The sequence below is a fragment of the Nocardioides panacihumi genome (genome assembly GCF_039530925.1).
GTDB lineage: Bacteria > Actinomycetota > Actinomycetes > Propionibacteriales > Nocardioidaceae > Nocardioides > Nocardioides panacihumi.
This window is the reverse complement of the sequence record NZ_BAAAPB010000001.1, coordinates 1,317,976-1,344,194: the sequence shown is the minus strand read 5'-3', so window position 1 is coordinate 1,344,194 and position 26,219 is coordinate 1,317,976. Positions and strand designations below refer to the sequence as shown.

The following is a 26,219-nucleotide window of genomic DNA, read 5'->3' as shown; positions in this document are numbered from 1 at the left end:
ACGGCCACGGTCGGAGTACCCGGTTAACCGGGTACTCCGGAACTTCTCGGGTGTCATGACACCCCGGGAGTTCCGGAGTTCCCTGGGTACGACGGCCGTGAACCGCCCGTCCTCGATCTCGACGACCACGTCGTCGGCGACCCCGCCCGGCAGCAGGGCCCGCTCGAGGTGGAGCCTCATCGGCCGGCGCTGGGTCGTTCGCTCATGGGCACGCTCACCCCACCCGCGGCGTGCTCGGCGAGCGGGCCGACCTCGTTGGAGAACCCGGGGGCGTCGCCGGAGTCGATGTGCCGGATGACGCCCATGCCCGGGTCGTTCGTCAGCACGCGCTCGATCTTCTGCGCGGCCAGCGGCGTCCCGTCGGCGACCGTCACCTGACCGGAGTGGATCGACCGGCCGATCCCGACGCCGCCGCCGTGGTGGATCGACACCCACGACGCGCCGGACGCGGTGTTGACCAGCGCGTTGAGCAGCGGCCAGTCGGCGATCGCGTCGGAGCCGTCGGCCATGGACTCGGTCTCGCGGTACGGCGAGGCGACCGACCCGCAGTCGAGGTGGTCGCGGCCGATGACGATCGGCGCGCTGACCTCGCCGGACGCCACCAGCTCGTTGAAGGCGAGGCCGGCCTTGTCGCGCTCGCCGTAGCCCAGCCAGCAGATCCGCGCCGGCAGCCCCTGGAAGGCGACGCGGTCCTGCGCGGCGCGGATCCAGCGGTGCAGGTGGTCGTTGTCCGGGAACAGGTCGAGCACGGCCTTGTCGGTGCGCCGGATGTCGGCGGGGTCACCGGAGAGCGCGGCCCAGCGGAACGGGCCCTTCCCCTCCGTGAACAGGGGACGGATGTACGCCGGCACGAAGCCCGGGAAGTCGAAGGCTCGCGTGAAGCCGCCCAGCCTCGCCTCGTCGCGGATCGAGTTGCCGTAGTCGAAGACCTCGGCGCCGGCGTCCATGAAGCCGACCATCGCCTCGACGTGCTTGGCCATCGACGCGCGGGCGCGGTCGGTGAACTCCTCAGGCTTGGCAGCCGCGAGGTCGGCCCAGTCCTCGAGCGCGACCCCCTCCGGCAGGTAGGAGAGCGGGTCGTGCGCGGACGTCTGGTCGGTGACGACGTCGATCGCGACACCGCGCCGGAGCAGCTCGGGGAGGACCGTCGCACAGTTGCCGACCAGGCCCACCGAGAGCGCGCGACGCTCGGCCTTGGCCGCCAGGCAGCGCTCGATCGCGTCGTCCATGTCGGTGGCGACCTCGTCGAGGTAGCGCGTGTCCACCCGCCGGGCGAGGCGCCCGGGGTCGACGTCGACCACGAGGCAGACACCACCGTTGAGGGTGACGGCGAGCGGCTGGGCGCCGCCCATGCCGCCGCAGCCGCCGGTGACGGTGAGCGTCCCGGCCAGCGTCCCGTCGAACCGCTTGGCGGCGACGGCCGCGAAGGTCTCGTACGTCCCCTGCAGGATCCCCTGCGTGCCGATGTAGATCCACGACCCGGCGGTCATCTGGCCGTACATCGTCAGGCCCGCCTGCTCGAGCCGCCGGAACTCCGGCCAGTTCGCCCAGTCACCGACCAGGTTGGAGTTGGCGATCAGCACGCGCGGCGCCCACTCGTGGGTGCGCATGACACCGACGGGCTTGCCGGACTGGACGAGCATCGTCTCGTCCTCGCGCAGGTCGGTGAGGGTCCTGACCATCGCGTCGAAGGCCGGCCAGCTGCGCGCGGCGCGGCCGGTGCCGCCGTACACGACCAGGTCGTCGGGCCGCTCGGCCACGTCCGGGTCGAGGTTGTTCATCAGCATCCGCAGCGGGGCCTCGGTCTGCCACGAGCGGGCGGTGAGGGTGGTGCCGCGGGCTGCGCGGACGGGGCGAGCGCCTTCCATGTCTCTTCTCCTCGGTCTTCGGGTCAGCTCAGCGGGCCGGTGACGGACTCGGCGGCGGCGATGACGCCACCGCTCGCGACGAGCTCGACCGCGAGCTCGATCTCGGGGGCCAGATAGCGGTCGGTGCCAGGGCCGGCGACACCCGCCTCACGCAGGGCGCGTACGACGGCGCCGGTCGCCGGGGCCGGCTGCAGCGGTGCGCGCAGGTCGATCGCACGGGCGGCGGTCAGCACCTCGATCGCGAGCACGCGGGTCAGGCCGTCGATGGCGCGACGCAGCTTGCGGGCGGCCGACCAGCCCATCGAGACGTGGTCCTCCTGCATCGCGCTGCTCGGGATCGAGTCGACGCTCGCCGGCGCGGCCAGCCGCTTGAGCTCGGACACGATCGCCGCCTGGGTGTACTGCGCGATCATGTGCCCGCTGTCCACGCCCGGGTCGTCGGCGAGGAACGGCGGCAGGCCGTGGCTGCGGCTGGAGTCGAGGAAGCGGTCCGTACGCCGCTCGCTGATGCTGGCCAGGTCCGCGACCGCGATGGCGAGGAAGTCGAGCACGTAGCCGACCGGCGCGCCGTGGAAGTTGCCGTTGGACTCCACCCGGCCGTCACGCGTGACGACGGGGTTGTCGACGGCGCTCATGAGCTCGCGCCCGGCGACCGTCTCGGCGTGGGCGAGGGTGTCGCGGACGGCGCCGTGCACCTGCGGGGCGCAGCGCATCGAGTAGGCGTCCTGCACACGCGTGCACGAGCCGTCGCGGTGGCTCTCCATGATGAGCGAGTCGACCAGCACGGCCTTGAGGTTCGCGGCACTGCTGGCCTGGCCCGGGTGCGGGCGCAGGGCCTGCAGGTCGGCGGCGAAGACCGCGTCGGAGCCGAGCAGGGCCTCGACGCTCATCGCGGCGGAGATGTCGGCGGTGGTGAGCAGCAGGCGCAGGTCGGCGGCGGCCAGGACGAGCATGCCCAGCATGCCGTCGGTGCCGTTGATGAGCGCGAGGCCCTCCTTCTCGCGGAGCTCGACCTTGGTCAGGCCGGCCGCCTCGAGCGCCTGCGCCGCGGGCATCACGGTGCCGTCCGCGTCACGGACCTCGCCCTCACCCATCAGCGCCAGCGCGCAGTGCGCGAGCGGGGCGAGGTCGCCGGAGCAGCCGAGGGAGCCGTACTCCCGCACCACCGGCGTGATGCCGGCCGAGATCATCGCGGCGTACGCACGTGCCGTCTCGAGGCGGACCCCGGTGCGGCCGGTCGCCAGCGTGGAGAGGCGCAGCAGCATGAGGGCCCGGACGACCTCGCGCTCGACCTCGGGGCCGCTGCCGGCGGCGTGCGACCGCACCAGGCTGCTCTGAAGCTGGGCCCGCAGCTCGGGGGCGATGTGGCGGGTGGCGAGCGCGCCGAAGCCGGTCGAGACGCCGTAGTGCGGCTCGACGTCGTCAGCCAGCGCCTCGATGAGCTTGCGGCTCTCCTGGATCCCCGCCTCGGCCTCCTCGGAGAGGCGGACGGGGGCGCCGTGCCGCGCGACGGCGACGACGTCCTCTGGTGAGACGGGACCGGTGCCGACGGTGATGACCTGCATAGGTCCATTTGAGACCCAGATCCGCCGATCGCCCAGAGCCGGCGGACATCGGCTGTCTCGAATACGAGACAATGCCTATCCTGACTCCATGTCCCAGGTGCCCGCGGCCACACGTGCGCTGCGCGTGCTGCGGTTCCTGGCCGCCCAGCCCGGCCCGGTGCCGCTGGACCGGATCGCGCGGGCGCTCGAGCTCCCTCGCAGCTCGGCGTACCACCTCGTCGGGGCAATGGTGGCCGAGGGGTTCGTGGCCCACTTCGACGACGAGCGCACGTACGGCCTCGGTGTCGCGGCACACGAGATCGGCAGCGGCTACGCCCGGCAGGAGCCGCTGCAGCGGATCGCGCGCCGGCCGCTCGCCGAGCTCGTCGACCGGACCGGGCAGACCAGCCACCTCGCGGTCATCCACGGTCGCGACGTGCTGTACGTCGTCGAGGAGCGCGCCCCCGGCCGGCCGCCGCTTGTCACCGATGTCGGCGTACGGCTGCCGGCGCACCTGACCGCCAGCGGCCGCGCGATCCTGGCGGCGCTGCCGCCCAACCAGGTGCGGGCGCTCTATCCCGACCGGACCGCGTTCGTCGACCGGCACGGCCAGGGGCCCTCGTCGCTGACCGCGCTGCGTGGCGTGCTGTCGGAGACGCGGCGGCGCGGCTACGCCGTCGAGGACGGCGAGGTGAGCCCGGGCTTCGCGTCCGTCGCTGCCCCGGTCGTCGACCACAACGGCCACCCCGCGGCCGGTCTGGCAGTGACCTTCACGGGCGCGGTCGACCTGCCGGCGATCGTCGCGGAAGTACGCCGGACCGCCGCCGTCGTCTCAGCCCGCCTGGGCGCCCGGTCCCGCCGCTGACCGCCGAGTCGGCGCAACTTCGCACGCGCGGGAGGCCGAGTCGGCGCAACTTCGCACGCGAGAGAGGCCGAGTCGGCGCAACTTCGCACACCAGGGGGGTCGAGTCGGCGCAACCTCGCGCGGCGAATAGGGCCGACACGTCAATCCATGCGGCCTGACGCGTCAGCGACGGACGACGAGCTTGGCGGCGCGGCTGTACGCGGTTCCGACCGAGTTCCTGAACACAGCTCGGTAGAACGTCGTCGTTGTCGGCCGTCCGGCCCTGACCCGCAAGGTGGTGGAGCGTGCGCCCGCGACGTTCCGCCAGATGCGACCGCCGTTGGCACTGACCTGCCATTGGATGGTCGGCGCAGGGCGCCCACTCGCTGTGGCGTGGAAACGCACGACGCGCGCTCGTCGCGTCCTCATGCCGACGGGCTGGGATGTGACGATCGGTCGGCTGGCCGCCGGTGTCGGACGTGATGTGACCGGCGTGGGCGGCACAGGACCGTCCCACTGCGTGACGGCAGTGCGACTCAGCAGGAAGCACCGGGTCACGGTCGGGCAGCTCGCGTCCACCGAGTCGTCGATGAACTCGCCATCGGTCCTGATGTCGCTGATATCTGCGACGGCCTTCGCTGAATGAGCGATGTACCAGCCGCCGTCCGTCGTGATCGCGCACATATCGGTCCTAGGACAGTCCATCACCGCAGCTGGCCCGGGGACCCAGCCCACATCCTCCGCGACCGGCGTCGGTGCAGACCATCGTGCGCCGTCGAAGTGGGCGATCGCGACCCGGTCGTTCAACCCCGCGCCCGCACCGGCCCACGCTGTTCCCTGGCACGATGTCGGGCTGATGCACGACACCTGGAGGTAGTCCCACGGTGCCACGTCGCGAGTGTTTGTCTTGTGCCAATTCGTTCCGTCGAAGACGGCTCCTCCGGCCATGCAGAACGTCGGCGACGCGCATGACACGGCCCACCCTGCGGGGTTGCCGTCCTGCGCCGGTGGAGTCGCCACGGCCGACCAGCCGTGCCCGTCCCATCTCCAGAACCCGCTAGCGAAAGTGCTGGCAAGGCAGAACGTCGTTGACACGCACGACACGTGGATGAGCTCGTGCGGAACGACGGACTGAGTCCAAGCGGAACCGCTCACCACGGTAGCGACTCCCGGACCGTTGACGTTCGTGTCGTCGCCGTATCTCCCGACCACCATGCAGAAGTCGGCCGTCGGACAAGACACGTCGAAGAACCCAGCACTCGGGTCTGTCATCGTCGGCGCGGTCCAGCCGGCGCCGTCGAAGCGAACGAGGTTGCCGCTACTGTCGACGGCAGTGCAGGCAGACGCCGTCGGGCAGTCGACTGCGGTCAGCTCGCCCTTGCTCGGATCGACCAGCTCGGGGGTCGACCACGCGTTACCGTCGAACACGGACGCGCGGCCGCGCGCGTCGACGGCAATGCACAAGGTCGGCGACGAACAGTCGACGGTCCTCAACCAGTGCATGCCGGGATCGGTCGGCGCGCCCCAGGTGCCGTTCTGCAAAGCAATGGCCTTCCCGTCGCCCGCGATCGCAACACACCGACCGGCGGACGGGCACGAGAGCCCGGCAACGTCATGCACACCCGCGGGGAGTTGCGACAGCGGTGACCAAGCCGATCCGTCGAAGACCGCGTACCCGGCTGAGCTCAGAAGCACGCAGTAGGCCTTCGAGCTGCAGTCCGAGACGGTCCCGCCGGCGTTCGACGGGCTCACAGCCGTGCGGGCCGACCAGTGTGCGCCGTCGAACGTCTCCGTCCCACCATAGGAGTCGGAGGCGAGGCAGAAGTCGGCTGAGACGCACGTCAGCGAGGTCAAGATGGGCCAGATGTCGTCAGGTACGTCACCCGGGTCACTCCAGGTGCCTCCGTCGTCGATCCACTCGCGGCTGGCGGCGATCACGAGGCACTGGCCGACTGCCCAGCACGACATGAGGGGCCTGACGTTGCCCCAGGACGGACCGCCTCCGTTCGGAAACCACGTCGTGCCGTCGTACACGAACGACGCTCCGCTTTGGTCGGCAGCCAGGCAGAAGTCACGCGAGGCGCACGAGACTCCAGTGACGTAGGACCGTCCCTCATGGCTGCTGACGACAGCCGAAGACGCTTCGTCGAACTGCCGCGGCGCTCCCCACACGCCGTCGACGAAGGCGACGTAGTGACCCGTCCGGTCCACCAGGAGACAGCTGCCGTCCGAGGCGCATGAGAGCGCTTGCGGCTCGCCGCTCAGGGGATCGATCGGCGTCTGCACGATGGTGCCAGCGCCATCCAGCCGCGGCGCCACTTCAAGGGCGGAGGCAGCCGATGCCGGTGCCGCGAATGCTGCTCCCATGATGATCACGACAGCGCTGGCTACCAGGCCTCTGATGGTCACGTGACGTCTTTCAGAACGACTCGAGGGCGTGCGACGGCAGCGTAAGGGTGCGGCGGCCCGAGCCGGGGCGAAATAGCAATGCTCATCAATGCAGTTCGCCGGGATCTGCCCCTGACCCGCCGAGTCGGCGCAACATCGCACGCGAGGGAGGCCGAGTCGGCGGATCCTCGCACGGCGAGCGCCAGCGAGCTGCGAGGATGCGCCAACTCGACCTCCCCACGCTGCGAAGATGCGCCGACTCGGCGATCAGGTGGTGCGCGTCGCCACGACGTCGGCGAAGGCCTCCAGGGCGTCGCGCACCGGCCCGGCGGGCACGGGGGCGAGGCAGGCCTTGGCGCGGCGAGCCTCCTCCAGGACGTATGCGCGGGCCTCGTCCATCGCCGGGTGCGCGCGCAGCAGGGCCAGCGCCTCGGCCAGGTCCTCGTCCGAGGCGGCGAGGTCGGAGTCGAGCAGCTCGATGAGCCGCGCGTCGGCCGGCCTCGCGGCACGCCGGGCCATCAGCACGGGCAGCGTCGGCACGCCCTCACGCAGGTCGGTGCCGGGTGTCTTGCCGGACACGTCGCCGTCCGATGCGATGTCGAGGATGTCGTCGGAGATCTGGAAGGCCGCGCCGACGATGTCGCCGTACGCCGTCAGGGCCTCCTCGACCTCCTTCGGCGCGCCGCCGAACAGCGCGCCGTAGCGCGCCGACGTCGCGATCAGGATGCCGGTCTTGCCCGCGATCACGTCGAGGTGGTGGGAGACCGGGTCCTCGCCGGACAGCGGCGCCTGGGTCTCCATGATCTGGCCCTCGACGAGCCTGGCGAAGGTCTGCGCCTGGATGTGGACGGCCTCCGGCCCGAGCTCGGCGGTGAGCTCGGAGGACCGCGCGAACAGGAAGTCCCCCGTGAGGATCGCGATGTGGTTGTCCCAGCGCGCGTTCGCGGAGTCGGCGCTGCGGCGCACGAGCGCCTCGTCCATCACGTCGTCGTGGTAGAGCGAGGCGAGGTGCGTCAGCTCGACCACGCACGCGGCGGTCAGCACGTCGTCGCTGTCCGCGCGGTCACCGCACTCGGCGGCGAGCAGCACCAGCAGCGGCCGGAACCGCTTGCCGCCAGCCTCGAGCAGGTGCCCGGCCGCCTCGGTGACGAACGGCGCGCGGGACTGCACGTGGCCGGCCAGCGCCTTCTCCACGAGCGTCAGACGGCTCTTCAGCCGCTGCTCGAGGTCGGGGTCCGAGACCGGGAGTGCCAGGCCAGGAGCAGAGTCGGAGGTGCTCACCTGATGAATGATCCCGCATGCTGCACGAGATCGAGAACCGGACCCGGCACGACGCCCAGCACGAGGGTCGCCACGGCGGTCACCGCGATGACGCCGGTGGTGAGCGGAGAGGCCGCCGTGACGGCGGCTGCGCCCTGCGGCTCGGCATCGGTGAAGAACATCAGCAGGATGAACCGGACGTAGAAGAACACCGCGACGATGCTGGACGCGATGGCGACCACGACCACCGGCCACGCGCCCGCCGAGAGCGCGACGGAGAAGACCGCCCACTTCCCGATGAAGCCCGCGGTCAGCGGGATGCCGGCCATCGAGAGCAGGAAGAAGGCGAACACACCGGCGGTCAGCGGCGCACGGCGGCCGAGCCCGGCCCAGGCCCCGAACCGCCCGGTCTCGCCGCCCGAGTCGCGGACGAGGCTGACGACGGCGAAGGCGCCGACGATCGCGAGACCGTACGTCGTCAGGTAGAAGAGCACGGCCTCGAGGCTGCTGATCTCGCCCTTGCCCAGGTCGCCCGCGGACTGGACGCCGAGCATGCCGGTCAGCAGGAAGCCGGTGTGCGCGATCGAGGAGTAGGCGAGCATCCGCTTCACGTCGGTCTGGACGACGGCCAGGACTGCGCCGACGACCATCGTGAGGATGGCGACGGCCCACATCATCGGCAGCCAGCTCCAGCGGTCCGCGCCGAACGCGACGTAGAAGAGCCGCAGGAACGCGCCGAAGGCGGCGATCTTCGTCGCCGCCGACATGAACGCGGTCACGGCCGTCGGGGCGCCCTGGTAGACGTCCGGCGTCCAGGCGTGGAACGGCACCGCGCCGACCTTGAAGAACAGCCCCACGCTCATCATGCCGACGCCGATGAGGAGCAGGGAGTGGTTCGACGCGCCGCCCTGGACGGCCGCGGCGATGCCGGCGAACTCCATCGTGCCGGCGTATCCGTAGACGAGCGCGAGCCCGTAGAGGAAGAAGGCCGAGGAGAAGGCGCCGAGCAGGAAGTACTTGAGAGCGGCCTCCTGCGAGAGCAGCCGGCGCCGCCGGGCCAGGCCACAGAGCAGGTAGAGCGGCAGCGAGAGGACCTCGAGCGCGACGAACAGCATGATCAGGTCGTTGGCGGCGGGGAAGAGCATCATGCCGCCGACGGCGAAGAGCACCAGCGGGTAGACCTCGGTGTGCTCCAGTCCGCGGGTGGACGCTTCACGCTCGGCGGTGGTGCCCGGCAGGGCGGCCGCCTGACCGGCGAAGACGGTGACCCCGCCCTCGACGCGTCGCTCGGCGAAGAGCAGCACGCCGCCGATCGCGCAGATCAGCACGAGCCCCCACAGGTAGACGCTGGGGCCGTCGACCGCGAGCGCACCCTCGGCGCCGATGAGGCCGCGGGCGCCGCCCTTCAGGGCGTCGAGGTGTACGCCGACCCCGATCGTCCCGCCGAGCGCGACGACCAGGCCGAGGACCGCGAGGCCCACCTGGGTGACGTAGCGCCGCTCGCGCGGCAGGAACGCCTCGACGAGGACCCCGATGCACGCGACGCCGAAGACGACGAGCACCGGCCAGAGCTGGGCGTACTCGATGTGGGGCTTGGTGAACTCCACGGTCACTTCCCTCCTGCCACGACGGGAGCGTTGTCCGAGACCCCGGCGTGCTTCATCAGGCTGCTGATCGTCGGGTTGGCCAGGTCGAGCAGCGGGCCCGGCACGAAGCCGAACAGCAGCAGCCCGACGACCAGCGGCGCCAGCACGCCGATCTCACGCCGGTCGAGGTCGCGAACGGCCGGGATCTCACCGGGGGCGATCGACGCGTCACCACCGGGCCCGGTGAAGACGCGCTGGTAGGCCCACAGGACGTAGACGGCGGCCAGCACGATGCCGGTGACCGCAACCGCCCCGACCCACCAGTGGTAGTCGAACGCGCTGATCAGCACGAGGATCTCGGAGACGAACTGCGAGAGACCCGGCAGGCCGAGCGTCGCGAGGCCGGCCACGAGGAAGATCCCGGCCAGCACGGGCGTCGCCCGCTCCTGCCCGCGCAGCTCGCTGATCAGCACCGTGCCGTGGCGGCGCAGCAGGAAGCCGACGGCCAGGAACAGCCCGGCGGTCGCCACACCGTGGTTGACCATGTAGAGGATCGCGCCGGACCCGCCCTGCGTGGTGAAGGCGAAGATGCCGAGGGTGATGAACCCGAAGTGGGACAGCGACGTCAGGCCGACCAGGCGGAGCAGGTCGTCCTGACCGATGGCTAGGAACGCGCCGTACACGATCGAGATCAGCGCGAGCGTGATGACCACCGGCGTCGCCCACTGCGAGGCGTCGGGGAAGAGGCCGAGGCAGAAGCGCAGCATCCCGAAGGTGCCGATCTTGTCGAGGATGCAGACCAGCAGGACGCTCGTCCCCGGGCTCGCCATCTCGGTCGTGTCGGCCAGCCACGTGTGCAGCGGGAAGAGCGGCGCCTTCACCATGAACGCCACGAAGAACGCCACGAAGATCCAGCGCTCCACGTCGGTGGAGAGGTCGAGCTTCTGCAGGTCCGTGATCAGGTACGACGGCCCGCTGCTCGACTTCGCCGACTCGACGTACAGCGCGATCACGCCGGCGAGCAGCACGAGGCCGCCGCCGAGCTGGTACATGAGGAACTTCAGCGCCGCCCAGGAGCGGCCCGCCGAGCCGCCCCGGATGCTGCCGTGCGCGCCGATGAGGAAGTACGCCGGGATGAGCGTGGCCTCGAAGACGACGTAGAAGAGCAGCACGTCGGTGGCCGTGAACACGACCAGCGCGAAGCCCTCCAGGGCCAGTGCCCACGCGAAGAACGACGACCGGTTGGTGTCGCGCCACGCGGCGACGAGCACGATCGGCACGAGCGCGACCGTGAGCAGCACCATGAGGAGGCCGAGGCCGTCGACACCCAGCGCGTAGTGGGCGCCGAACGCCTTGATCCAGGTCACGTCCTCGGTGAGCTGGAAGCCGCTGTCGCCGGTGTTGAACCGGATCGCGACGATGATCCCCTCGACCAGGGTGAGCAGCGCGAAGGCGAGAGCGATCTGCTTCGGCCGACCGCCGCCGACCGGTGTCAGAGCGGTGACGAGCGCGCCGACGAGCGGCAGGGCGCACAGGATGGTGAGAGTCATCGGGGTCCCCGATCAATCGTTCGCGGGGGAGCGAAGCGGAGGGGCGAAGAATTGATGGGGCTGATCATGCGAGGTTCACCGCCAGCAGGGCCAGGACGACGACGAGGGCGCCGCCGAGCACGGAGAGGGCATAGGTGCGGACGTAGCCGTTCTGGGCGCGCCGGAGCAGGCCCGCGACCGCGCCGACCGCCACCGGGCCGCCGGTGAGCAGACCGTCGACGACGTACCGGTCGGTGTCGACGAGCGTGCTGGTGACGTGCCGGCTCGGGTTGACCACGAGGGTGTCGTTGATCGCGTCCCCGTAGAGGTCGTGGCGCGCGACCGTGACCGGCCACGAGACCTGGACGGGCGCGACGACCGGGACCGGCCGGCGTCCGACGAGGAACCACGCGACCCCGACGCCGACCGCGGTCACGGCGACCGTGATGACGGAGACCGCCCAGCCCGGGATGCCCCCGGACTCGTGGACGGGGGTGCCGACGACAGGGTCGAGGTAGTCGACGATCCAGTCGTTGATCAGCATCACCCCGCCGAGCACGGACAGCGCCGCCAGCACGATCAGCGGGATCGTCATCACGCGAGGCGACTCGTGCGGGTGGATCCCCTTCAGCCACCTCTTGTCGGTGAAGAAGGTCATCAGCATCAGCCGGGTCATGTAGAAGCCGGTGATGCCGGCGCCCAGCACGGCGAAGACGCCGACCACCCAGTTCTGGTGGAGCGCGGTCTCGATGATCTTGTCCTTGCTCCAGAAGCCGGAGAAGCCGGGGAAGCCGATGATGGCGAGGTAGCCCATCGCGAACGTCAGGAACGTGACCGGCATGGCCTTGGACAGGACGCCGTAGTGCCGCATGTCGACGTCGTCGTCCATCCCGTGCATGACCGATCCGGCGCCGAGGAACATGTTGGCCTTGAAGAAGCCGTGCGTGAGCAGGTGGAAGATCGCGAAGGCGTAGCCCGCGACGCCGAGTCCGGCGCCCAGCATCATGTAGCCGATCTGGCTCATCGTGGAGCCGGCCAGCACCTTCTTGATGTCGTCCTTGGCGGTACCGATGATCGCTCCCCACAGGAGCGTCACGACCGCGACGACGACCACCACGGTCTGCGCGGCCGGCGCGTGCTCGAAGACGAAGTTGGACCTGACGACCAGGTAGACGCCTGCGGTGACCATGGTCGCCGCGTGGATCAGCGCGGAGACCGGCGTCGGGCCCTCCATCGCGTCGAGCAGCCACGCCTGGAGCGGGACCTGGGCCGACTTGCCGCACGCGCCGAGCAGGAGCAGCAGGCCGAGGATGTTCATCCGCGTCTGGCTCGCGTCTCCGGTCGCCTGGCTGATCACCGAGAAGCTGGTCGACCCGAAGGTCACGAAGACGAGCATGATCGCCAGGCTCATGCCCATGTCGCCGACGCGGTTCATCACGAAGGCCTTCTTCGCGGCCGCGGCCGCCGACGGCTTGTGCTGCCAGAAGCCGATCAGCAGGTACGACGCCAGGCCGACGCCCTCCCAGCCGAGGAACAGCGCGATGTAGTTCTCCGCGAGCACCAGGGTGAGCATCGCCGCGACGAACAGGTTGAGGTAGCCGAAGAACCGCCGCTTGCGCGCGTCGTGCTCCATGTAGCCCAGCGAGTAGACGTGGATGAGGCTGCCGACGCCGGTGATGAGCAGCAGGAACAGGCTGCTCAGCGGGTCGTACAGCAAGTCCATGCCGACGTTGAGGTGGCCGGTCTGCATCCACGTGTAGAGGTGCTGCATCACCTGCCGGTCGCCCGAGTCGCGGCCCAGCGTCACGATGAACATGACCAGGCTGAGCACGAAGCTGCCGATCGGCAGGATCGTCGCCACGAGCGGCCCCCAGCGGTCGGTCCAGCGCCCGCCGATCAGGAGCACCGCAGCGCCGAGCGCCGGCAGCGCGATGATCAGCCAGAGCAGCGAGAAGACTCCGTGGGCGTCGGCAGGATCGACGATCGGGATGTTCTGCACGTCAGAGAGTGGCATCTACGGCCTCAGAACTTCAGCAGGCTGGCGTCGTCGACCGAGGCCGAGCGACGGGTCCGGAAGATGGTCATGATGATGGCGAGCCCGACGACGACCTCCGCGGCGGCGACCACCATCACGAAGAACGCCGCGATCTGCCCGTCGAGGTTGCCGTGCTGGTAGGCGAACGCGACGAGCGCGAGGTTGGCGGCGTTGAGCATGAGCTCGACGCACATGAACACCACGATCGCGTTGCGCCGGGTGAGCACGCCGACGCCGCCGATGGTGAACAGGATCGAGCTGAGGACGATGTACGGCGTCACGTCGGTCATTCGCCGTCCTCCTCGGTCGCGGGGGTCTCGACACGGGTCTCGATTCGCTCGCTGGCGCTCGAGGGCGTGTCGTGATCGGGCATCAGACCCGGCTCACGCGGGATCGCCCGCGCGAGGCCGCGGGCGGCCAGCACCCGGTTGACCGACCCGTCGGCCGTCGACCCGTCGGGGAGCAGGGCGGGGGTGTCGACGGCGTTGTGCCGCGCGAACGTGCCGGGCGGGGGCAGCGGCCCGGGATGGAGGCCGTGGTCGCTGAAGTCGCGCACGCGCTGCGCGGCCAGGCTCGCCTGGGTCGCCTTGGGGTCGAGCCGCTCGCGGTGGGCGAGCACCATCGCGCCGATCGCCGCGGTGATGAGCAGCGCGCTCGTCACCTCGAAGGCGAACACGTAGCGCGAGAAGATCAGGTTCGCGAGCGCCTGGATGTTGCCGTTGGCGTTGGCCACGTCGAGCCCGGCCATCGGGCCGAGGCTGACCTGGGCGATGCCGAACACCAGCGTCAAACCGAGCAGCAGTCCCCCGCCGATCGCGAGGAGTCGCTGCCCGCGGATCGTCTCGACGACCGAGTCCGAGGCGTCGACGCCGACCAGCATGACGACGAACAGGAACAGCATCAGGATCGCGCCCGTGTAGACCACGATCTGCACCGCGAACAGGAAGGTCGCATCCAGGGCGGCGTACTGCACCGCGAGGCTCATCATCACGACCGCGAGCAGCAGCGCGGCGTGCACCGCCTTGCGGACGAACAGCAACCCCAGCGCGGCGATCACCATGACCGGCGCGAGGGTCCAGAAGGCGGCGCTCACTCGCCCGCCTCCGCCCCGTCGTCGGTCCCGCGGGCACGCTGCCGCTCCAGGGACGCGGCCGCGAGGGCCGGGTTGGCGTAGGTGCCCCGGTAGTAGTCGCCCTCGTCGTCGGAGAGCCGCATCGGGTGCGGCGGCTGCTCCATGCCCGGCAGGAGCGGGGCGAGGAGGTCCTGCTTCTCGTAGATGAGGTCGGCGCGGTTGTCGTCGGCCAGCTCGTACTCGTTCGTCATCGTGAGCGCACGGGTCGGGCAGGCCTCGATGCACAGCCCGCACAGGATGCAGCGCAGGTAGTTGATCTGGTAGACGCGGCCGTACCGCTCCCCCGGGCTGAACCGCTCGTCCTCGGAGTTGGACGCACCCTCGACGTAGATCGCGTCGGCCGGGCAGGCCCAGGCGCACAGCTCGCAGCCGACGCACTTCTCGAGGCCGTCGGGCCAGCGGTTGAGCTGGTGCCGGCCGTGGAAGCGCGGGGCCGTCGGCAGCTTCTCGAAGGGATACTGCTCGGTGACGACCTTCCTGAACATCGTCCGGAAGGTCACGCCGAACCCGGCGACCGGGTCCCACAGGCTCTCCTTGAGAGTCATCAGGCCTCCTCTCGGACGACGTTGGCGCTGCGGCCCTGGGAGAACACGAGCGGCTGGGCGGCGCCGCGGGTGGCACCACCGGCGGGCATGGGCGGGGTCGGGAACGTACGACGGGCACCACTCGGGGCCTGGACGCGCTCCCCGGCGGCCGGGGCCCGATCGTCGGGAGCCTCGGTCGTCTTGCGCGACGGCCAGAGCAGGAGGCCGAGCAGGGCGACGAGCAGCACGCCGAGAGCGACCAGCAGCACGGGCCGGTCGAGGCCGCCGTTGAGCTGGATCGCCTTGACGGTCGCGACGGCGAGCAGCCAGACGAGGCTGATCGGGATGAGCACCTTCCACCCGAGCGCCATGAACTGGTCGTAGCGCAGCCGCGGCAGCGAGCCACGCAGCCAGATGAAGATGAAGATGAAGAAGAACATCTTGCCGAAGAACCACAGCAGCGGCCAGTAGCCCTCGTTGGCGCCCGGCCAGATGTGGTCGATCCAGAACGGCGCGTGCCAGCCGCCGAGGAAGAGCGTCGTCGCGAGCGCGGAGACGGTCGCCATGTTGATGTACTCGGCGAGGAAGAACAGCGCGAACTTGAGGCTCGAGTACTCGGTGTGGAAGCCACCGACGAGCTCGCCCTCGGCCTCGGGGAGGTCGAAGGGAGCACGGTTCGTCTCGCCGACCATCGAGATGCAGTAGATGACGAAGCTCGGCGCGAGGACGAGGCCGTACCACCAGTCCTGCTGGGCGGCGACGATCTCGCTGGTCGACAGGCTTCCGGCGTACAGGAAGACCGCGACGAGCGAGAGGCCCATCGCGACCTCGTAGGAGATCATCTGGGCGCTGGAGCGCAGCCCGCCGAGCAGGGAGTACGTCGACCCGGAGGCCCAGCCGCCGAGGACGATGCCGTAGATGCCGATGCTCGCGATCGCCATGACGAAGAGCACCGCGACGGGCATGTCGGTCAGCTGCAGCGGTGTCTCGTGGCCGAAGAAGTTCACCACCGGGCCGAACGGGATGACGGAGAACGTCACGAACGCCGGGACGACCACGATGATCGGCGCCAGGATGTAGACGGCCTTGTCGGCCGCCTTGGGGATGATGTCCTCCTTCAGCGCGAGCTTCACGCCGTCGGCCAGCGACTGCAGCAGGCCGAAGGGGCCGTTGACGTTGGGGCCGATGCGGTGCTGCATCCGGGCGACGACCCGGCGCTCCCACCAGATGTTGAAGAGCGTCAGCAGGACCAGGACGACGAAGACCAGGATCGCCTTGAGGCCGATGACCCACCAGGGGTCGTGGCCGAATTCGCTCAGCATCTCACTGGGCACCTGTGACCTCCACTCCGGCGCCGGGGCTCGCCACGTCGGCGAGCAGGCCTCGGCCTGTCGAGCTTGCGGGCAGCCAGACGACGTCGTCGGCGATGTCGGCGACCTCCGCGGGCACCGTGACCGAGCCCCGGTCGCCGGTGATCGTGACGGTCGACCCGAAGCGCTCGACGTTGGCGGCGCTCAGCCGCGCGACCGGCGGCCGGGCGGTCGCTGCGAGGGCCTTGTCGCCCTGCTGCAGCACGCCGTTGTCGAGCAGCAGCTTCCACGTCGCCAGCCTGAACCCGCGGGTCGGCCCGGAGGCGTGCACAGCTGCACCCTCGTGGGACGCCGACGAGGCGCTCGCGTGCTGGGCGGCGCGCAGGAGCCGGCGCAGTTGTGCCGACTCGGTGGGCTCAGCGGGTGCAGAAGCGCCGACTCGCGCGAGCTCCTCGGTGATCCCCCTCAGGACGCGGGCGTCGGTGAGGGCCTTCGGGTTCTCGAAGACCTGCGGGAAGGAGCGCTCACGGCCCTCCCAGCTCACGAACGTGCCGGCCTTGTCGATGACGGCCGCGACCGGGAGCACCACGTCGGCCACCCGGGTCACGTCCGTCTCACGCAGCTCGAGGCTGACCACGAAGTCCGCGGCGTCCAGTGCGGCGCGGAAGGCCGCTGGGTCGCTCGTGTCGTCAGGGTCGACGCCGCCGACGACGAGCCCGCCGAGCTCGCCGGCGAGCACCGCGCGGACGATCGCGTCCGCGTCACGGCCCCCCTCGCTCGGGAGCAGGCCGGCCTCGACCGCGCCACGATCCCCGGCGCGGCGAGGCACCCAGGCCAGCCGGGCGCCCGACTTCGCGGCCAGGTCGGCCGCCGCGGCGAGCGCGCCGGGCGACGTCGCCAACCGCTCGCCGACGAGGATGACCGAACGGGCGTCGAGTCCGTGGTCGGCGTGCCCGAGCAACGACGACAGCGTGGCCGCCTCGTCGCCGGGCGCCGTCGCGACGACGGTCGCTGAGAGCTTGCCGAGACCCCGGGTGGTGAACGGCGAGAGGGCGATGACGCGCGTGCGACCGGCCCGGACCGACTTGCGCAGACGCAGGAAGATCGTGCCCGCCTCGTCCTCGGGCTCGAGGCCGGCGAGCACGACGACGGGCGCGGTCTCGAGGTCGGCGTACGTGACGCCGAGGCCGGTGCCCTTCACGTGGTCGTTCAGGAACGACGTCTCCTCGGACGACAGCGGCCGTGCGCGGAAGTCGACGTCCGCGGTGCCGAGGGCCTCGCGGGCGAACGCGGCGTACGCCGTCGCGTCCTCGAGCGTGAGCCGGCCACCGGGCAGCACTCCGACGCCGCCGGCGGACGCGAGACCGCGTGCCGCGACCTCGAACGCCTCCAGCCACGAGGCCGGGCGCAGCGCGCCGTCCTCGCGCACCATCGGGTAGGTGATCCGGTCGGCGCCGTACAAGTAGGCGAACCCGAACCGGTCCTTGTCGGTGATCCACTCCTCGTTGACGTCCGGGTCGTCACCCGCGAGCCGGCGCACCACCTTGCCGCGGCGGTGGTCGACGCGGATCGCCGCACCGCTGGAGTCGTGCTCGGTGACGCCGGGCGTGGAGACCAGGTCGAACGGGCGGGCGCGGAAGCGGTACTCCGCGCTCGTCAGGGCGCCGACCGGGCAGATCTGGATCGTGTTCCCGGAGAAGTACGACGAGAACGGCGCGTTCTCCGCGATGCCGATCTGCTGCTGCGCACCCCGCTCGACCAGCGCGATGAACGGGTCCCCCGCGATCTCGTCGGAGAACCTGGTGCAGCGCTGGCAGACGATGCAGCGCTCGCGGTCGAGCAGCACGTTCGGCGAGAGGTTGATCGGCTTCGGGAAGGTCCGCTTGATGCCGCCGGACGCCGCGAACCGCGACTCGCCGCGGCCGTTCGACATCGCCTGGTTCTGCAGCGGGCACTCGCCGCCCTTGTCGCAGACCGGGCAGTCGAGCGGGTGGTTGACCAGCAGGAACTCCATGATGCCGGTCTGGGCCTTCGTCGCCGTCTCGTTGACGGTCGAGACGACCATGCCCTCGGCGACCGGGATCGTGCACGAGGCCTGCGGCTTCGGGAAGCCACGCCCGTTGCCGGCGTCGGGGATGTCGACGAGGCACTGGCGGCAGGCGCCCACGGGCGCGAGCAGCGGGTGGTCGCAGAACCGCGGGATCTGGATCCCCGCCTCCTCGGCCGCGCGGATGACCAGCGTGCCCGCGGGCACGTTGACCTCGACCCCGTCGATGGTGAGGGTGACGAGGTCCGCCTTCTGCGGAACGTTCGTCATGCCATGGCCTCCTCGAAGAGGGTCGACCTCGCCGGGTCGAACGGGCAGCCGCCCTGCTCGAGGTGGGCGAGGTATTCGTCCCGGAAGTACTTGATGGAGCTCGTGATCGGGCTGGTCGCGCCGTCGCCGAGGGCGCAGAACGACCGACCGAGGATGTTGTCGCACTGGTCGAGCAGCAGGTCGAGGTCCTCGGGCGAGCCCTGACCCTTCTCGAGGCGGGTCAGCACCTGGACGAGCCACCAGGTGCCCTCGCGGCACGGCGTGCACTTGCCGCACGACTCGTGCTTGTAGAACTCGGTCCAGCGCAGCACGGCCCGGACGACGCAGACCGTCTCGTCGAAGATCTGCAGCGCTCGGGTGCCGAGCATCGACCCGGCGGCGCCGACGGACTCGAAGTCGAGCGGTACGTCGAGGTGCTCGGCCGTGAAGAGCGGGGTCGACGACCCGCCCGGCGTCCAGAACTTGAGCTCCCTGGCCTGACCGGTGGGCGCGACGCGTACGCCGCCGGCCAGCTCGAGCAGCTGGCGCAGCGTGATGCCGAGCGGCGCCTCGTACTGCCCCGGGCGGTTGACGTGGCCGGAGAGCGAGAAGATGCCGAACCCGTTGGACTTCTCGGTGCCCATCCCGGCGAACCACTCGGCGCCGTTGGCGACGATGCTCGGCACCGACGCGATCGACTCGGCGTTGTTGATGACGGTCGGGCTCGCGTAGAGCCCGGCGACGGCGGGGAACGGCGGACGCAGCCGGGGCTGGCCGCGGCGACCCTCCAGCGAGTCGAGCAGGGCCGTCTCCTCGCCGCAGATGTAGGCCCCCGCGCCGGCGTGGATGACCAGGTCGAGGTCGTAGCCGGACCCGTGGATGTCGGTGCCGAGGTGACCGGCGGCATACGCCTCGGCGACCGCGGCCTGGAGGCGGCGGACGACGTGCAGCACCTCGCCGCGCACGTAGATGAACGCGCGGTTGGCCCGGATCGCGTACGAGCTGATGATGACGCCCTCGACCAGCGTGTGCGGCGAGGCCATCATCAACGGGATGTCCTTGCAGGTGCCCGGCTCCGACTCGTCGGCGTTGACGACGAGGTACTTCGGGTTCGGGTTGTCCTGCGGGATGAAGGACCACTTCATGCCGGTCGGGAAGCCCGCGCCTCCACGGCCGCGCAGGCCGGAGTCCTTGACCATCGTGATGACCTCGTCGGGCGACATGCCCAGCGCCTTGTCGAGCGCGTCGTAGCCACCCCGGGCGGCGTACGACGACAGGGTCCACGAGCGGTCGTCGGCCCAGTTCGCGGTGAGGACCGGGGTCAGGGTGCCCTGCGTTTCAGTCACCGGACGGCGCCTTCCAGTCGTTCTCGTGCGCGATCGAGAGGCCCACGAGCGATGCGGGGCCGGCGGACGGGCCCTCGTCGGCGAGGCCGTCCGGGAAGCCGGCCAGCACCCGCTCGGCCTCGCGCCAGGTGCACAGCCGCGGGCCCCGGGTGGAGTGCCGCTCGACGCCGTTGCGCAGGTCGTCGACGAGCTCCACCGCGCTCTGCGGCGTCTGGTTGTCGACGAACTCCCAGTTGACCATCACGACGGGCGCGTAGTCGCAGGCTGCGTTGCACTCGACGTGCTCGAGCGTGATGCTGCCGTCCGCCGTCGTCTCGTCGTTGCCGACCTCGAGATGCTCCTTGAGCCGGTCGAAGATCGCGTCGCCGCCCATCACCGCGCAGAGCGTGTTGGTGCAGACGCCGACGAGGTAGTCGCCGACGGGCCGGCGCTTGTACATCGTGTAGAAGGTCGCGACGCCGCTGACCTCCGCCTCGGTGAGGCCGAGGATGTCGGCGCACGCCTGGATCCCCTCGGGCGTCACGCGGCCCTCGACCGACTGCACCAGGTGCAGCATCGGCAGCAGGCCGCTGCGGGCCTGCGGGTAGCGGGCCGCGATCTCGCGCAGCTCCGCGCGGGTCGCATCGGTGATCCCGTGCTGGTCGTTCGCTGCGCTCACCGGTCGACTCCTCCCATCACGGGGTCGATGGAGGCGATCGCGACAATGACGTCGGCCACCATGCCGCCCTCGCTCATCACACTGGTCGCCTGCAGGTTCGTGAAGGACGGGTCGCGGAAGTGCACCCGGAACGGCCGCGTGCCGCCATCGGAGACGACGTGCGCACCGAGCTCGCCGCGCGGCCCCTCGATCGGGACGTACGCCTGGCCGGGCGGCACCCGGAAGCCCTCGGTCACCAGCTTGAAATGGTGGATCAGCGCCTCCATCGACTCACCCATGATGTGGCGGATGTGGTCGAGCGAGTTGCCCATGCCGTCGGAGCCGATGGAGAGCTGCGAGGGCCACGCGATCTTCTTGTCGGAGACCATGATCGGTGCGTCCTCGAGCTTGGCGAGCCTGTCGGCGGCCTGCTCGACGATGCGCAGCGACTCCCACATCTCGTTGAGCCGGATCCGGAAGCGGCCGTACGCGTCGGCGGTGTCCCAGGTCTGCACGTCGAACTCGTAGTCCTCGTAGCCGCAGTAGGGCTGCGTCTTGCGCAGATCCCACGGGTAGCCGGTGCTGCGCAGGACCGGGCCGGACATGCCCAGGGCGAGGCAGCCCTCGAGGTCGAGCACGCCGACGTTGTCCAGCCGAGCCCTGAAGATCGGGTTGGCGTTGCAGAGGTCGGCGTACTCCGGGAGGCGCTTCTTCATCAGCTCGACGAAGCCTCGGATCTCCTCCAGGGCGCCCGGCGGCAGGTCCTGCGCGACACCACCGGGCCGGATGAACGCGTGGTTCATCCGCAGGCCGGTGATGAGCTCGAACAGGTCGAGCACGAGCTCGCGCTCGCGGAAGCCGATCGTCATGACGGTCAGCGCGCCGATCTCCATGCCGCCGGTCGCGATGGCGACCAGGTGGGAGGAGATCCGGTTGAGCTCCATGAGCAGGACCCGCATGACCTGGGCCTTCTCAGGCACGTCGTCCTCGATGCCGAGGAGCCGCTCCGTGGAGAGGACGTACGCCGTCTCGTTGAACAGCGGCGCGAGGTAGTCCATCCGCGTGCAGAACGTGACGCCCTGCACCCAGGTGCGGAACTCCATGTTCTTCTCGATGCCGGTGTGCAGGTAGCCGATCCCGCACCGGGCCTCGGTCACCGTCTCGCCCTCGAGCTCGAGGATGAGCCGGAGCACGCCGTGCGTCGACGGGTGCTGCGGACCCATGTTGACGACGATGCGCTCGTCGGCGACCTCACCGAGCTGGTCGGTGAGGGCGTCCCAGTCCTGTCCGGAGACGGTGAAGACGCGTCCCTCGGAGGTGTCGGTGAAGCTGTCGTTGTAGGTGGACATCAGTTGTAGGACCTCCGCGTGTCCGGCGGCGGGATCGTCGCGCCCTTGTACTCCACCGGGATGCCACCCAGTGGATAGTCCTTGCGCTGCGGGTGGCCCGGCCAGTCGTCGGGCATCAGGATCCGGGTCAGCGCAGGGTGTCCCTCGAAGACCAGCCCGAACATGTCGTAGGTCTCCCGCTCGTGCCAGTCCAGGGTCGGGTAGACCGGCACCAGGCTGGGCAGCCGCGGGTCCGCGTCGGGCGCGGTGGTCTCGACCCGGATCCGGCGGTTGTGGGTCATCGAGAGCAGGTGGTAGACGGCGTGCAGCTCCTTGCCCGCGTCATCGGGGTAGTGCACCCCGCTCACGCCGGAGCAGAACTCGAACCGGAGCTTGTCGCGCAGGATCCGCGCGACCGCGACGAGGTCGTCGCGGCGCACGTGGAACGTGATCTCGCCACGGTCGATGACGACGGTGGGCTCCGCCTCGGCGAGCGCGCCCGCGACCTCGTCGTACCAGCCGCCGTACGGCGCCGTGGCGGGCGCCGGGAACAGCACCGGCCGCACCAGACCGCCGAAGCCGGACGTGTCGCCGGTGCCGGAGGTGCCGAACATGCCGCTGCGGGTGCCGATCTGCTCCTGCTCGACGGCGGCCGGGCTCGTCGTCTCGTCCGGGACGTTGTCGGGGACGTTCCCCTCGGTCATCGGAGCAGGCCCTTCATGTTCGACGTCGGGAGCGCCTTGAGGGCGTCGTCCTCGCGCTGCACGATCTGGCGCTCGCGGTTGACGCCCAGCTTGGCGTGCTGCACCTGGTCGTGCAGCTTGAGGATCGCGTCGATCAGCATCTCCGGGCGCGGAGGGCAGCCAGGGAGGTACATGTCGACGGGGACGACGTGGTCGACGCCCTGCACGATCGCGTAGTTGTTGAACATCCCGCCCGAGCTCGCGCACACGCCCATCGCCAGGACCCACTTGGGCTCGGGCATCTGGTCGTAGATCTGGCGAAGGACGGGGGCCATCTTCTGGCTCACCCGGCCGGCGACGATCATCAGGTCGGCCTGGCGAGGCGACGCGCGGAAGACCTCCATGCCGAAGCGGGCCAAGTCGTACTTCGGGCCGCCGCTCGTCATCATCTCGATCGCGCAGCACGCGAGGCCGAACGTGGCGGGCCAGAAGCTCGCCTTGCGCATGTAGCCGGCGACGCCCTCGACCGTGGTGAGCAGGACGCCGGACGGCAGCTTCTCTTCAATCCCCATGTCAGATGTCTCCCTCAGAGGGTCGTGAGGCGCGTGCCGAGCCGAGGCGGAGGAGCGAGGGCGGCCTTCGTACGGAGCGCAGCGGCGCGGCCGTCGACCGACGGCGACGCTGGCGGGGTGCGTGGATCACGAGCCTCAGTCCCAGTCGAGTCCGCCGCGGCGCCATACGTAGGCGTAGGCCATGAAGACCGTGGCGATGAAGAGCGCCATCTCGACGAGTCCGTAGAAGCGGAGCGAGTCGAAGAAGACCGCGAACGGGTAGAGGAAGATGATCTCGACGTCGAAGACGATGAATAGCATCGCGATGATGTAGTACTTCACCGGGAAGCGGCCACCGCCCACGGGGTGCGGCGTCGGCTCGATGCCGCACTCGTAGGAGTCGAGCTTCGCGCGGTTGTAGCGCTTCGGGCCGACCAGGCTCGACATCACCACGGAGCCGACGGCGAACAGCGTCGCGAGCGCCATCAGCACCAACACCGGTGTGTAGAGGTGCACCAGCACGTCCTCCCTGAGCCCACGAGTTCCGACCGGGCTTTGTGATCTTGTGAACTGGATCACAAACCCGCTCAGATGTTTCTATCACTCGTGAGGCATGGCGTCACGCATTACCCGGGTCACAACCCCGTCACAACCGCCAGGGGCCGCGGGAGAGCCGGCCCGAGGGTCAGGCGGTGGCGCGATGGAGGGCGACGATGCCGCCCGAGAGGTTGCGCCACTGGGGGTGGTTCCAGCCCGCCTCGCGGATCATCAGGGCCAGGCCCTGCTGGTCGGGCCAGGCGCGGATCGACTCGGCCAGGTAGACGTAGGCATCGGGTGAGGACGAGACCGCACGGGCGACCTTGGGCAGCGTCTTCATGAGGTACTCCATGTAGACGGTGCGGAAGGCGCGGTTCGCCGGGTGGCTGAACTCGCAGACGACCAGACGGCCGCCCGGCTTCGTCACGCGGCGCAGCTCGGCCAGGCCAGCGGCCGGGTCGACGATGTTGCGCAGCCCGAAGGAGATCGTCACGGCGTCGAACGTCGCGTCGGCGAAGGGCAGCCTCGTGCCGTCTCCAGCCGTGAACGGAAGCTCCGGCTTCGCGGCCTTCCCGACCTGGAGCATGCCGAGGGAGAAGTCGCACGGCACCACCACGGCGCCGGCGTCGGCGAACGGCTGCGACGACGTGCCGGTGCCGGCCGCGAGGTCGAGGACCCGCTCGCCCGGCTGCGGGTCGACCGCGTCGTACACGTCACGGCGCCAGCGGCGGTCCTGGCCGAGCGAGAGGACGTCGTTGGTCAGGTCGTAGCGGCGCGCGACGGCGTCGAACATGCGACGGACGTCGACCGGCTGCTTGTCGAGCTCGGCCCGTGCCATGGGACTACTTCACCTCGTCGAAGACGTCGTCGACGACCGCGACGGCCTTCGTGAGGGCGAGAGGGCTGGTCACCTGGACGGTGAGGTCACCGTCGGACTTCTGGCACTCGACGTACGACGCCTGCACGTTGCCCTGGCCGTCGGCCTGGCCGGTCTGGATGCAGACCACGTCGCCCTTGCGGACCAGGCTCTCGACCTGCTGGCCGGCCTGGGCCGTCTTCGGGTCGGAGAACTGGAACGGCGCGAACGCGCCGCCGGGAGCGCGGAAGACCTGCACGATGAGCGGGGTCGAGAGGTCCTTGCTGACGTAGCTGCGCGTCGCGGACTTCACGCCGGAGGCCTGCAGCGCCTTGTCGCCGTACGTCCGGGCCGAGCGCTCGGTGGTCGAGGCCTGCTTGACCTTGGCGTCGGTGGCGCCCTGGGCGCCCTTGTAGGCCGCCTCGAGGTCGGTGGCCGTGTAGCCGCCGGGCAGCTTGTCGGGCAGGGCGATGTCACTCGTGTCGCCGTTGACCTTCGGCAGGACGACCGCGAAGACGGCTGCCAGCGCGAGGACGATGATGCCGAGGATGACTCCGGGCAGGACGACGCGTCGGTTGCTCACGGGCCACGACGGTACCGCCTGCGCAAGGCGTGCCCCTCATCGGCGTCAGCCTGGGAGGCAACCTCTAGAGTGGGCGGGTGCAGTCCGCTCTCGTCGCCCGCACGGTCGCCGTGCCGGCAGAGGTCGCGGCCGACCTGATCGCGCTGCTTCCCGCCGACGCCCCGGTGTCCTGGGTGCGCCGCGGTGAGGGTCTGGTCGGCTGGGGCGTGTCCGCGACGCTGCGAACCACCGGCCCGACGCGCTTCACCGACGCCGCCAAGTGGTGGGCCGAGCTCGTCGCCCGCTCGACGGTCACCGACGAGGTCGGCGAGCCGGGCACCGGCCTGGTCGCTTTCGGGTCGTTCGCCTTCGCCGACGACGCGAGCGTCGACTCGGTCCTCACCGTCCCGGCCGTCGTCGTCGGCCGTCGCGGCGCCGTCGCCTGGGTCACCACGATCGGCGACGTCCTGCCACGGGAGTGGCTGCCCGAGCGGGCGCTGCCCGCCGTGGCACCCCAGGGAGTGACGTACGCCGACGGCGCGCTCGACAGCGAGCAGTGGATGAGCGCCGTCGCCGAGGCCGTCGCCCGGATCGAGGCCGGCGCGCTCGAGAAGGTCGTGCTCGCGCGCGACCTGGTCGCGACCGCCGAGTCGCCCATCGACGTGCGCTGGCCGCTGGCGCAGCTCGCCTCGGCGTACCCGATGTGCTGGACGTTCCACGTCGACGGCCTCTTCGGCGCCACCCCCGAGCTGCTGGTGCGCCGCGAGCGCGGCCTGGTCACCTCCCGGGTGCTCGCCGGCACCATCCGTCGCACCGGTGACGAGACGCGCGACGACGAGCTCGCCGGCGCACTGTCACGGTCGTCGAAGGACCTCGAGGAGCACGAGTACGCCGTCCGCTCGGTCGCCGACGCGCTCGAGCCGCACTGCTCCTCGATGAACGTCCCGGAGGCGCCGTTCGTGCTGCACCTCCCCAACGTCATGCACCTGGCGACGGACGTGACAGGAGTCGTCCACGACGGGATCACGTCCCTCGAGCTGGCCGCCGCACTGCACCCGTCCGCAGCCGTCGGGGGCACCCCGCGCGACCGGGCGGTCGCGCTGATCGACGAGCTCGAGCAGATGTCACGCGACCGCTACGCCGCGCCGGTGGGCTGGATGGACGCGGCCGGCGACGGCGAGTGGGGCATCGCGTTGCGCTCCGCGCTGCTGAGCGGGGATACGGTGCGGCTCTTCGCCGGCTGCGGCGTCGTCGGCTCCTCGGACCCGGCCGCCGAGCTCGCCGAGTCGCAGGCCAAGCTCGTCCCGGTGCGGGACGCGCTCGGCGGCTGACGCGTCCGGGGGCGGGCGGAGTACCCGGTTAACCGGGGACTCCGTACGCGACCCAGGGAAGAGCGGAACTCC

22 protein-coding genes and 1 pseudogene are annotated in these 26,219 nt (G+C 70.5%); 2 read left to right on the top strand and 21 right to left on the bottom strand.

Annotated elements, in window-relative coordinates; translation table 11 throughout:
* The 3 genes and pseudogenes from ABD205_RS06400 to hutH all read right to left on the bottom strand — a co-directional run.
* Nucleotides 1-180: pseudogene (locus ABD205_RS06400) on the bottom strand (hypothetical protein); the annotation flags it as partial.
* Nucleotides 177-1,868, bottom strand: a complete 1,692-nt coding sequence (hutU, locus tag ABD205_RS06395) for a urocanate hydratase (protein ID WP_344043560.1) — start codon at nt 1,866-1,868, stop codon at nt 177-179. The gene hutU and the pseudogene ABD205_RS06400, both read right to left, overlap by 4 nt.
* A 23-nt stretch (nt 1,869-1,891) precedes the next feature.
* A complete protein-coding gene (gene hutH / locus ABD205_RS06390; RefSeq protein ID WP_344043557.1) occupies nt 1,892-3,433 on the bottom strand; it encodes a histidine ammonia-lyase in 1,542 nt (513 codons plus the stop codon).
* Between the two features lie 88 nt (nt 3,434-3,521).
* Between hutH and ABD205_RS06385 the strand changes: the two genes are divergently transcribed.
* On the top strand, nt 3,522-4,277 hold the full coding sequence (locus tag ABD205_RS06385) for an IclR family transcriptional regulator (protein WP_344043555.1): 756 nt from the start codon (nt 3,522-3,524) through the stop codon (nt 4,275-4,277).
* Between the two features lie 162 nt (nt 4,278-4,439).
* Here the strand turns inward: ABD205_RS06385 and ABD205_RS06380 are convergent, their stop codons facing one another.
* The 18 genes from ABD205_RS06380 to ABD205_RS06295 all read right to left on the bottom strand — a co-directional run bounded on the left by ABD205_RS06380 (nt 4,440) and on the right by ABD205_RS06295 (nt 24,837).
* Entirely contained in the window at nt 4,440-6,632 is a 2,193-nt protein-coding gene (locus tag ABD205_RS06380; RefSeq protein ID WP_344043553.1) for an immunoglobulin domain-containing protein, read from the bottom strand.
* Nucleotides 6,633-6,911: 279 nt separating this feature from the next.
* On the bottom strand, nt 6,912-7,925 hold the full coding sequence (locus ABD205_RS06375) for a polyprenyl synthetase family protein (protein ID WP_344043551.1): 1,014 nt from the start codon (nt 7,923-7,925) through the stop codon (nt 6,912-6,914).
* Nucleotides 7,922-9,511 carry an NADH-quinone oxidoreductase subunit NuoN gene (nuoN, locus tag ABD205_RS06370; protein ID WP_344043549.1) on the bottom strand — a complete coding sequence of 530 codons (1,590 nt, stop codon included), beginning with the start codon at nt 9,509-9,511 and terminating at the stop codon, nt 7,922-7,924. Before nuoN ends, ABD205_RS06375 begins: the two co-directional genes overlap by 4 nt.
* 2 nt (nt 9,512-9,513) lie before the next feature.
* Nucleotides 9,514-11,040, bottom strand: a complete 1,527-nt coding sequence (locus ABD205_RS06365; protein ID WP_344043547.1) for an NADH-quinone oxidoreductase subunit M — start codon at nt 11,038-11,040, stop codon at nt 9,514-9,516.
* A 64-nt stretch (nt 11,041-11,104) separates the two neighbouring features.
* Entirely contained in the window at nt 11,105-13,033 is a 1,929-nt protein-coding gene (gene nuoL / locus ABD205_RS06360) for an NADH-quinone oxidoreductase subunit L (RefSeq protein WP_344043545.1), read from the bottom strand.
* 8 nt (nt 13,034-13,041) lie between these two features.
* Nucleotides 13,042-13,344 carry an NADH-quinone oxidoreductase subunit NuoK gene (gene nuoK, locus ABD205_RS06355; protein WP_344043543.1) on the bottom strand — a complete coding sequence of 101 codons (303 nt, stop codon included), beginning with the start codon at nt 13,342-13,344 and terminating at the stop codon, nt 13,042-13,044.
* Nucleotides 13,341-14,114, bottom strand: coding sequence for an NADH-quinone oxidoreductase subunit J (locus ABD205_RS06350; protein ID WP_425572790.1), 774 nt, complete (start codon nt 14,112-14,114; stop codon nt 13,341-13,343). Before ABD205_RS06350 ends, nuoK begins: the two co-directional genes overlap by 4 nt.
* A 29-nt stretch (nt 14,115-14,143) precedes the next feature.
* Nucleotides 14,144-14,731, bottom strand: a complete 588-nt coding sequence (gene nuoI / locus ABD205_RS06345) for an NADH-quinone oxidoreductase subunit NuoI (protein WP_344043539.1) — start codon at nt 14,729-14,731, stop codon at nt 14,144-14,146.
* A complete protein-coding gene (gene nuoH / locus ABD205_RS06340) occupies nt 14,731-16,032 on the bottom strand; it encodes an NADH-quinone oxidoreductase subunit NuoH (protein ID WP_344043537.1) in 1,302 nt (433 codons plus the stop codon). Before nuoH ends, nuoI begins: the two co-directional genes overlap by 1 nt.
* A gap of 1 nt (nt 16,033) precedes the next feature.
* On the bottom strand, nt 16,034-18,337 hold the full coding sequence (locus tag ABD205_RS06335; protein ID WP_344043535.1) for an NADH-quinone oxidoreductase subunit G: 2,304 nt from the start codon (nt 18,335-18,337) through the stop codon (nt 16,034-16,036).
* On the bottom strand, nt 18,334-19,662 hold the full coding sequence (gene nuoF / locus ABD205_RS06330; RefSeq protein WP_344043533.1) for an NADH-quinone oxidoreductase subunit NuoF: 1,329 nt from the start codon (nt 19,660-19,662) through the stop codon (nt 18,334-18,336). The genes ABD205_RS06335 and nuoF overlap by 4 nt, the downstream gene beginning before the upstream one ends.
* The gene (gene nuoE / locus ABD205_RS06325; protein ID WP_425572789.1) at nt 19,655-20,293 is read right to left on the bottom strand and encodes an NADH-quinone oxidoreductase subunit NuoE; all 639 of its coding nucleotides are present in this window, start codon (nt 20,291-20,293) and stop codon (nt 19,655-19,657) included. Before nuoE ends, nuoF begins: the two co-directional genes overlap by 8 nt.
* A gap of 23 nt (nt 20,294-20,316) precedes the next feature.
* Nucleotides 20,317-21,648 (bottom strand): NADH-quinone oxidoreductase subunit D, encoded by a 1,332-nt coding sequence (locus tag ABD205_RS06320; protein ID WP_344043529.1) that lies wholly within the window; start codon nt 21,646-21,648, stop codon nt 20,317-20,319.
* Nucleotides 21,648-22,331: an NADH-quinone oxidoreductase subunit C gene (locus ABD205_RS06315; protein WP_344043527.1), complete on the bottom strand. Its 684-nt coding sequence runs from the start codon at nt 22,329-22,331 to the stop codon at nt 21,648-21,650. Before ABD205_RS06315 ends, ABD205_RS06320 begins: the two co-directional genes overlap by 1 nt.
* Nucleotides 22,328-22,882, bottom strand: coding sequence for a NuoB/complex I 20 kDa subunit family protein (locus ABD205_RS06310; protein ID WP_344043525.1), 555 nt, complete (start codon nt 22,880-22,882; stop codon nt 22,328-22,330). The genes ABD205_RS06315 and ABD205_RS06310 overlap by 4 nt, the downstream gene beginning before the upstream one ends.
* 135 nt (nt 22,883-23,017) lie before the next feature.
* Nucleotides 23,018-23,377: an NADH-quinone oxidoreductase subunit A gene (locus ABD205_RS06305; RefSeq protein ID WP_344043523.1), complete on the bottom strand. Its 360-nt coding sequence runs from the start codon at nt 23,375-23,377 to the stop codon at nt 23,018-23,020.
* 169 nt (nt 23,378-23,546) lie between these two features.
* Nucleotides 23,547-24,236 (bottom strand): demethylmenaquinone methyltransferase, encoded by a 690-nt coding sequence (locus ABD205_RS06300; protein WP_344043521.1) that lies wholly within the window; start codon nt 24,234-24,236, stop codon nt 23,547-23,549.
* 4 nt (nt 24,237-24,240) lie between these two features.
* Complete coding sequence (locus ABD205_RS06295; protein WP_344043519.1) at nt 24,241-24,837, bottom strand: hypothetical protein; 597 nt, start codon at nt 24,835-24,837, stop codon at nt 24,241-24,243.
* Between the two features lie 77 nt (nt 24,838-24,914).
* Between ABD205_RS06295 and ABD205_RS06290 the strand changes: the two genes are divergently transcribed.
* Entirely contained in the window at nt 24,915-26,147 is a 1,233-nt protein-coding gene (locus tag ABD205_RS06290; RefSeq protein ID WP_344043517.1) for an isochorismate synthase, read from the top strand.
* Nucleotides 26,148-26,219 lie beyond the last annotated feature (72 nt).

Excerpts from the sequence above, each read along its gene's own strand:
- hutU (WP_344043560.1), bottom strand. The coding sequence starts at position 1,868 with ATGGAAGGCGCTCGCCCCGTCCGCGCAGCCCGCGGCACCACCCTCACC.
- hutH (WP_344043557.1), bottom strand. The coding sequence starts at position 3,433 with ATGCAGGTCATCACCGTCGGCACCGGTCCCGTCTCACCAGAGGACGTC.
- ABD205_RS06385 (WP_344043555.1), top strand. The coding sequence starts at position 3,522 with ATGTCCCAGGTGCCCGCGGCCACACGTGCGCTGCGCGTGCTGCGGTTC.
- ABD205_RS06365 (WP_344043547.1), bottom strand. The coding sequence starts at position 11,040 with ATGACTCTCACCATCCTGTGCGCCCTGCCGCTCGTCGGCGCGCTCGTC.
- nuoL (WP_344043545.1), bottom strand. The coding sequence starts at position 13,033 with ATGCCACTCTCTGACGTGCAGAACATCCCGATCGTCGATCCTGCCGAC.
- nuoK (WP_344043543.1), bottom strand. The coding sequence starts at position 13,344 with ATGACCGACGTGACGCCGTACATCGTCCTCAGCTCGATCCTGTTCACC.
- ABD205_RS06350 (WP_425572790.1), bottom strand. The coding sequence starts at position 14,114 with ATGGTGATCGCCGCGCTGGGGTTGCTGTTCGTCCGCAAGGCGGTGCAC.
- nuoI (WP_344043539.1), bottom strand. The coding sequence starts at position 14,731 with ATGACTCTCAAGGAGAGCCTGTGGGACCCGGTCGCCGGGTTCGGCGTG.
- nuoH (WP_344043537.1), bottom strand. The coding sequence starts at position 16,032 with ATGCTGAGCGAATTCGGCCACGACCCCTGGTGGGTCATCGGCCTCAAG.
- ABD205_RS06335 (WP_344043535.1), bottom strand. The coding sequence starts at position 18,337 with ATGACGAACGTTCCGCAGAAGGCGGACCTCGTCACCCTCACCATCGAC.
- ABD205_RS06320 (WP_344043529.1), bottom strand. The coding sequence starts at position 21,648 with ATGTCCACCTACAACGACAGCTTCACCGACACCTCCGAGGGACGCGTC.
- ABD205_RS06315 (WP_344043527.1), bottom strand. The coding sequence starts at position 22,331 with ATGACCGAGGGGAACGTCCCCGACAACGTCCCGGACGAGACGACGAGC.
- ABD205_RS06310 (WP_344043525.1), bottom strand. The coding sequence starts at position 22,882 with ATGGGGATTGAAGAGAAGCTGCCGTCCGGCGTCCTGCTCACCACGGTC.
- ABD205_RS06300 (WP_344043521.1), bottom strand. The coding sequence starts at position 24,236 with ATGGCACGGGCCGAGCTCGACAAGCAGCCGGTCGACGTCCGTCGCATG.